The 5,033-nt window shown below is 58.9% G+C and carries 7 protein-coding genes and 1 pseudogene; 6 read left to right on the top strand and 2 right to left on the bottom strand.

From position 1 onward, the window contains the following. The coding region (locus tag AAAB35_RS29650) for a hypothetical protein (RefSeq protein WP_340671925.1) at positions 1-257 on the top strand (257 nt) is incomplete at its 5' end. Between the two features lie 279 nt (positions 258-536). On the opposite strand, the gene AAAB35_RS29645 is transcribed toward AAAB35_RS29650, so the two are convergent. Together AAAB35_RS29645 and AAAB35_RS29640 are read right to left on the bottom strand one after the other, a co-directional pair. Then, complete coding sequence (locus AAAB35_RS29645; protein ID WP_340671924.1) at positions 537-746, bottom strand: hypothetical protein; 210 nt, start codon at positions 744-746, stop codon at positions 537-539. A 9-nt stretch (positions 747-755) separates the two neighbouring features. Then, positions 756-953, bottom strand: a complete 198-nt coding sequence (locus AAAB35_RS29640; protein ID WP_340671923.1) for an SDR family NAD(P)-dependent oxidoreductase — start codon at positions 951-953, stop codon at positions 756-758. A 146-nt stretch (positions 954-1,099) separates the two neighbouring features. On the opposite strand from AAAB35_RS29640, the gene AAAB35_RS29635 reads away from it, so the two are divergent. The 5 genes and pseudogenes from AAAB35_RS29635 to AAAB35_RS29615 all read left to right on the top strand — a co-directional run. Beyond that, positions 1,100-1,768, top strand: a complete 669-nt coding sequence (locus AAAB35_RS29635) for a GntR family transcriptional regulator (RefSeq protein ID WP_340671922.1) — start codon at positions 1,100-1,102, stop codon at positions 1,766-1,768. Positions 1,769-2,019: 251 nt separating this feature from the next. Next, positions 2,020-2,949, top strand: a pseudogene (bioB, locus tag AAAB35_RS29630) (biotin synthase BioB); the annotation flags it as partial. Then, positions 2,946-4,091 (top strand): 8-amino-7-oxononanoate synthase, encoded by a 1,146-nt coding sequence (locus AAAB35_RS29625; RefSeq protein WP_340671921.1) that lies wholly within the window; start codon positions 2,946-2,948, stop codon positions 4,089-4,091. The pseudogene bioB and the gene AAAB35_RS29625, both read left to right, overlap by 4 nt. Continuing rightward, on the top strand, positions 4,088-4,729 hold the full coding sequence (gene bioD, locus AAAB35_RS29620; RefSeq protein WP_340671920.1) for a dethiobiotin synthase: 642 nt from the start codon (positions 4,088-4,090) through the stop codon (positions 4,727-4,729). The genes AAAB35_RS29625 and bioD overlap by 4 nt, the downstream gene beginning before the upstream one ends. Then, positions 4,726-5,033 (top strand): aminotransferase class III-fold pyridoxal phosphate-dependent enzyme (locus AAAB35_RS29615; RefSeq protein ID WP_340671919.1); only part of this gene is annotated, 308 nt, incomplete at its 3' end. The genes bioD and AAAB35_RS29615, both read left to right, overlap by 4 nt.

Here is a 5,033-nt window from a genome sequence, read left to right as displayed (position 1 = left end):
GTAGTCGTCTTGGCATTAGCCCGGTCGAAACAGAAAAGATCCTTTACCGCGCGAATGATGTCGCTGCCTCGCAGCATTCCGTAATGGGCCAGCTGCGGATATCAATAGAACTTGCACGACGCCTTCGGGAACGGGGAGACGATCAGAGCGCTCGCGACTGGATCGCACCCCACTCGCATCTGATCGCCCGTCTCGGGGACAACATGGACGGGCGCGCCGCACGAGAGTTTCTGCATGGCGAGGGCATTGACCCGTAACCGACAGCGTGCGCTGCAACAATTCATGGGGGGTGGCGGATGTGGTGCCGTTGAAATGACATAGGATTTTGTTTCTAAGCCGATCCGAATTATTTTCCGGAGACCACACCCGCCATGAACGATCTTACGCTGCCGCTGAGCGGTTTTTTGAGGAGCCTAATGCCATCGGGTTTCGCCTCCTCGTCCCAAATCGCCGTAAGATTGGCAAGAGCGGTCTTGCTCGCGCCATACGCGACCAGCCGGGATGCGCGTTGACCGCCGCGTCGCAGGAGATGTTGATCACCACGGGCCGCGGTCCTCGCGTGCGGACGCGGCAAGCGCACCGAACAGAGCTTTGGTCAGTCGGAACGCGCCGAGGAGGTTGGCGGCGAGCGCTGCTTCCAGCTCCTCGCAATCGGTATCGGCGAGAAGCGCCAGAGGGACAGGACCGAGGCTCGATGAATTGTTGATCAGGACGTCGATCCCGCCGAGGCTGGCAGTGACCTGCATCGCGATCGGTTAGATGCCGCCCTTCTTGCCTATGTCGGCAACAATGCCGTGCGCGCCCGTCTCGGCTACGACGCCTTCGCCATTTGTGGCAGTGCGAGCGACTGAGGCGACGCACGGACCCTTCGCGGCAAGCTGCCGCACAAGCGCCAGTCCGACGCCGGCCGTGCCGCCGGTAACTATTACTCTGTTGGCGACTGCCTTTACCATGGGCTTTTGTTCTCGTCAGCGCACGGAACTGCCAACAATTGTGATATGCGGTTTCCGTTCGGCTATCGTTAAATGGCTATCGCGATTTCGTTAGAAAGAAATTTCGCCGGCTCGACAGGCATGGGCAAGCAAAATATCTATACAATATGACCGCTATGAATGATGACACGATTGCCAACCGCATCAGCCGGGTCCTCGCTGACAGGATCGTGACGGGAGTGCTGGAACCGGGTGCAAAGCTGCGTCAGGATCATATCGCGGAGGAATTCGGCGCGAGTCACGTCCCTGTCAGGGAAGCATTCCGCAAACTGGAAGCTCAAGGATTAGCTGTCAGCGAGCCGCGCCGTGGTGTTAGGGTCGCATCCTTCGACCTGAAGGAAGTGCGGGAAGTGGCACTGATGCGTGCTGAACTCGAAGGGCTTGCACTTCGGCAAGCTGCGCCGCATTTAACGCCATCAATTCTCGACCAAGCAGAAATGGCTACCGTCGCTGGAGACAATTCGCGGGACGTGCGTTCCTGGGAGGAGGCAAACAGGCGGTTTCACCGACTGATTCTGCTACCATGCGCAATGCCGCGCTTGCTTGCGGCAATCGATGATCTCCATTCAGTGAGCGCACGCTTCCTGTTCTCAGCCTGGCGATCCGACTGGGAGGCAAGGACCGACTATGATCATCGGGCGATCCTGGGGTCTCTGCGCCAGGGTAACATCGACAACGCTGTCGCGGTGCTCGAGCGGCACGTCCAATGGATCGGACAAAAGCCGGTCAAAGGCGCCACAGGTTCGACGCGGGACGCTTTTGCCATCGTCGGCTAGCTTTCTTGCCTGAAGTGCGGGTCTAAGCGGCTGGACACATCTCTATAGAAAAGTCGCATTCCCGCACAGACCAGAGTTCGATGTAGCCCTTTTTGGAATTCCATGATCCGAAGGGTTGCACTCTTCCTGCATCCGCTGTTTAAAAGTTATAGATAATCTTTGATTCTATCTATAATGACTACGGGAGCGTTACATTGATGTCGAGTGGCGTGGGTTCTTCGGGTTATTCCCATGTGTGTATTGGTGCTGCGGAAGCGAGAAAAATCTATTATTTGCCGTTCAACGACCTCCTGTTTCGAGCACACACCGTCCACAGAGCACAATTCAATCCCAACGCAGTGCAGTTAAGCAGGCTGTTGTCGATCAAAACTGGCGGATGTCCTGAGGATTGCGGCTATTGCAGCCAGTCCGCGCATTATCCGACCGGTCTCAAAGCGTCCAAGCTGATGGAAGTCGAGAGGGTGGTCGCAGAGGCCCGCAAAGCGAAGGAGGGCGGAGCAACACGCTATTGCATGGGCGCGGCCTGGCGCAGTCCGAAGAGTCGCGACATGGATACCCTCGTCGCGATGGTCGAAGGAGTCAGGTCGATTGGCCTGGAAACCTGCATGACGCTCGGTATGCTCACACGAGAACAGGCGGGCAGGCTGGCCGATGCGGGTCTTGATTACTATAACCACAACATCGACACGTCGGAACGCTTCTATAGCGAAATTATCACAACGCGGACATTCGCAGACCGTCTGGAAACGCTGGCGAATGTACGCGAGGCAGGGATAAAGGTCTGCGCCGGTGGCATTCTCGGCATGGGCGAGACGAGCGATGACCATGTCGCCATGCTGGTAACGCTCGCCAATCTTCCGCTTCCGCCCGAAAGTGTGCCGATCAATATGCTGATCCCGATCCCTGGATCGAAACTTGGGAACGCCGCGCCGATTGATCCGATCGACTTCGTCCGCGTCATAGCGCTTGCCCGCATCCTGATGCCGCAAACGCATGTCCGCCTCTCGGCGGGCCGCGCGGACATGAGCGACGAAATGCAGGCGCTGTGTTTCTTTGCAGGTGCAAATTCCATCTTTGTCGGCGACACGCTGCTGACCGCCGATAATCCCGGCGAGGATCATGATGCAGCGCTGTTCCGCCGCCTCGGTCTGAAGCCAATGGCGCTGGATGCCGCTGAATGATGCGCGGGCCTCTTGCCCGCTATGTGGCGACGCTGAATGGACTGGAGCGTAAGGGGCGGCGACGTGAACTGGTGCCGCATGATGGCGTGGATTTCACGTCGAACGATTACCTTAGGCTCGCCAACTCAACGCGCATCCGCTCCGCCATCGCCGATGCCCTTGAGCGCGGGGTTGCCGTTGGCTCAGGCGGCTCGCGTCTGCTGCGGGGCAATCATCCGGAACATGAGGCGCTCGAAGCGGAAGCCGCCATATTTTTCGGGACGGAACGGGCGCTCTATTTCTCCAGTGGTTATGCCGCCAATGCCGCGCTGTTCTCAACGCTGCCGCAGCGCGGCGATCTTATTGTCCATGACGCCCTTATCCATGCCAGCGCACACGAGGGTATCGCGGCGAGCCGAGCAGAGGCGGTCGCCGCGAGACACAATGATGCGGACGCTTTCGAAGAAGTAATTGTTTCCTGGCGTATGAAGGGCGGGACCGGACATCCCTGGATTGCGGTCGAGAGCCTCTATTCGATGGACGGGGACCGCGCCCCGCTGAAAGAACTTGTCGAACTGGCAGATCGTTATGACGGATTTCTGGTTATCGACGAAGCGCACGCGACTGGCGTCTTTGGACCACATGGCCGCGGACTTGCTGCCGGAATGGAAGGCCGGGACAATATCATCCTTCTCCACACATGCGGCAAGGCGCTGGGTGTCTCGGGAGCGCTCGTCGGCGCGAACCAGGTCGTTTGCGATTATCTCGTGAACCGTGCGCGGGGCTTCATTTATTCCACGGCACCATCGCCGTTGATGGCGGCGGCGGTCCGTGAGGCCCTGAGAATATTGGCGGAAGAACCGGAGCGCCGCGCGAAGTTCGAACAACTCTGGACGTTCGCCAATGCGCAACTGACTGTGGCGCTTGGGTTCGAAGGCAGCGGCTCGCAGATACTGCCGATACTAATCGGCGACAACAGCCGCACAATGCGCATCGCCGCATGCATGCGCGAGGCAGGATTCGATATCCGGGCGATCCGCCCGCCGACAGTGCCCGAAGGGACAGCGCGGTTGCGGATTGCCATCACCCTCAATGTCGACCGGTCTGCAATTTTGCGCATGTTTGACGCTTTGGCGACTGTGTTTTGCGCGGAGGCTGCATGACACTCCGTTTTGTTGTCACAGGAACGGACACCAATATCGGCAAGACCGTATTTTCGGCAGCATTGGCCGATGGGCTCGGTGCCTCGTACTGGAAACCTGTCCAGTCTGGGCTTGATGGCGAGACCGACAGCACGACGGTTGCGCGGCTCGGACGAATACCTCCTCAACGTATCGTTCCTGAGGCGTGGCGGCTCAAGACGCCGGCATCGCCGCACCTGGCAGCCAGAATCGACAATGTCCGGATTGACCCGGAAGCCCTGACACCTCCGTCAACGGAGGCTCCGCTTGTCGTTGAAGGGGCGGGCGGCGTGCTGGTCCCCTTGACCGAAAACGCGGTCTTCGCGGATGTCTTTGCCCGCTGGCAGGTGCCGGTCGTCCTCTGTGCCCGCACCGGACTTGGAACGATCAATCATACGTTGCTTTCACTCGAAGCCTTGCGCCACCGAGTAGTTCCCGTCTTCGGCCTTGTGTTCATCGGCGACGAACAAGCCGACACGCAACAGATCATCGCGGAGCTGGGCAATGTGAACTGCCTTGGCCGTTTGCCGCGTATCGACCCGCTGACGCCCGACACCTTGCGCCAAGCCTTCCATGATCATTTCGATATCGCTTGCTTTCTGGAAGGGATCGTAGGGTGACCCGTTCCCCTGTCTGGCACCCCTTCACCCAGCACGCACTCGAACCGGCGATGAAACGCATTGTCAGGACAGAGGGCGCTTATCTCTACGACGAAAACGGCAATGCCATGCTCGATGCCATCTCCTCGTGGTGGGTTATCACCCACGGCCACCGGCATCCGCGCATCATGGATGCGATCCGAAGTGCCTGTGAGGTCTATGACCAGATCATCTTTGCCGAGTACACCCACGATCCGGCGGAAGAGCTGGCCAAGGGACTGATCGCCACCGCTCCGGAAGGTCTTGAGCACGTGTTCTATTCCGA

Source organism: Phyllobacterium sp. (assembly GCF_037994425.1).
Classification (GTDB): domain Bacteria; phylum Pseudomonadota; class Alphaproteobacteria; order Rhizobiales; family Rhizobiaceae; genus Phyllobacterium.
This window is presented reverse-complemented; position numbering and strand designations above follow the sequence as displayed.

What these genes read in the sequence shown, in the direction of transcription:
- AAAB35_RS29645 (WP_340671924.1), bottom strand. Translation starts at nt 746, where the DNA reads ATGCAGGTCACTGCCAGCCTCGGCGGGATCGACGTCCTGATCAACAAT.
- AAAB35_RS29640 (WP_340671923.1), bottom strand. Translation starts at nt 953, where the DNA reads ATGGTAAAGGCAGTCGCCAACAGAGTAATAGTTACCGGCGGCACGGCC.
- AAAB35_RS29635 (WP_340671922.1), top strand. Translation starts at nt 1,100, where the DNA reads ATGACCGCTATGAATGATGACACGATTGCCAACCGCATCAGCCGGGTC.
- AAAB35_RS29625 (WP_340671921.1), top strand. Translation starts at nt 2,946, where the DNA reads ATGATGCGCGGGCCTCTTGCCCGCTATGTGGCGACGCTGAATGGACTG.
- bioD (WP_340671920.1), top strand. Translation starts at nt 4,088, where the DNA reads ATGACACTCCGTTTTGTTGTCACAGGAACGGACACCAATATCGGCAAG.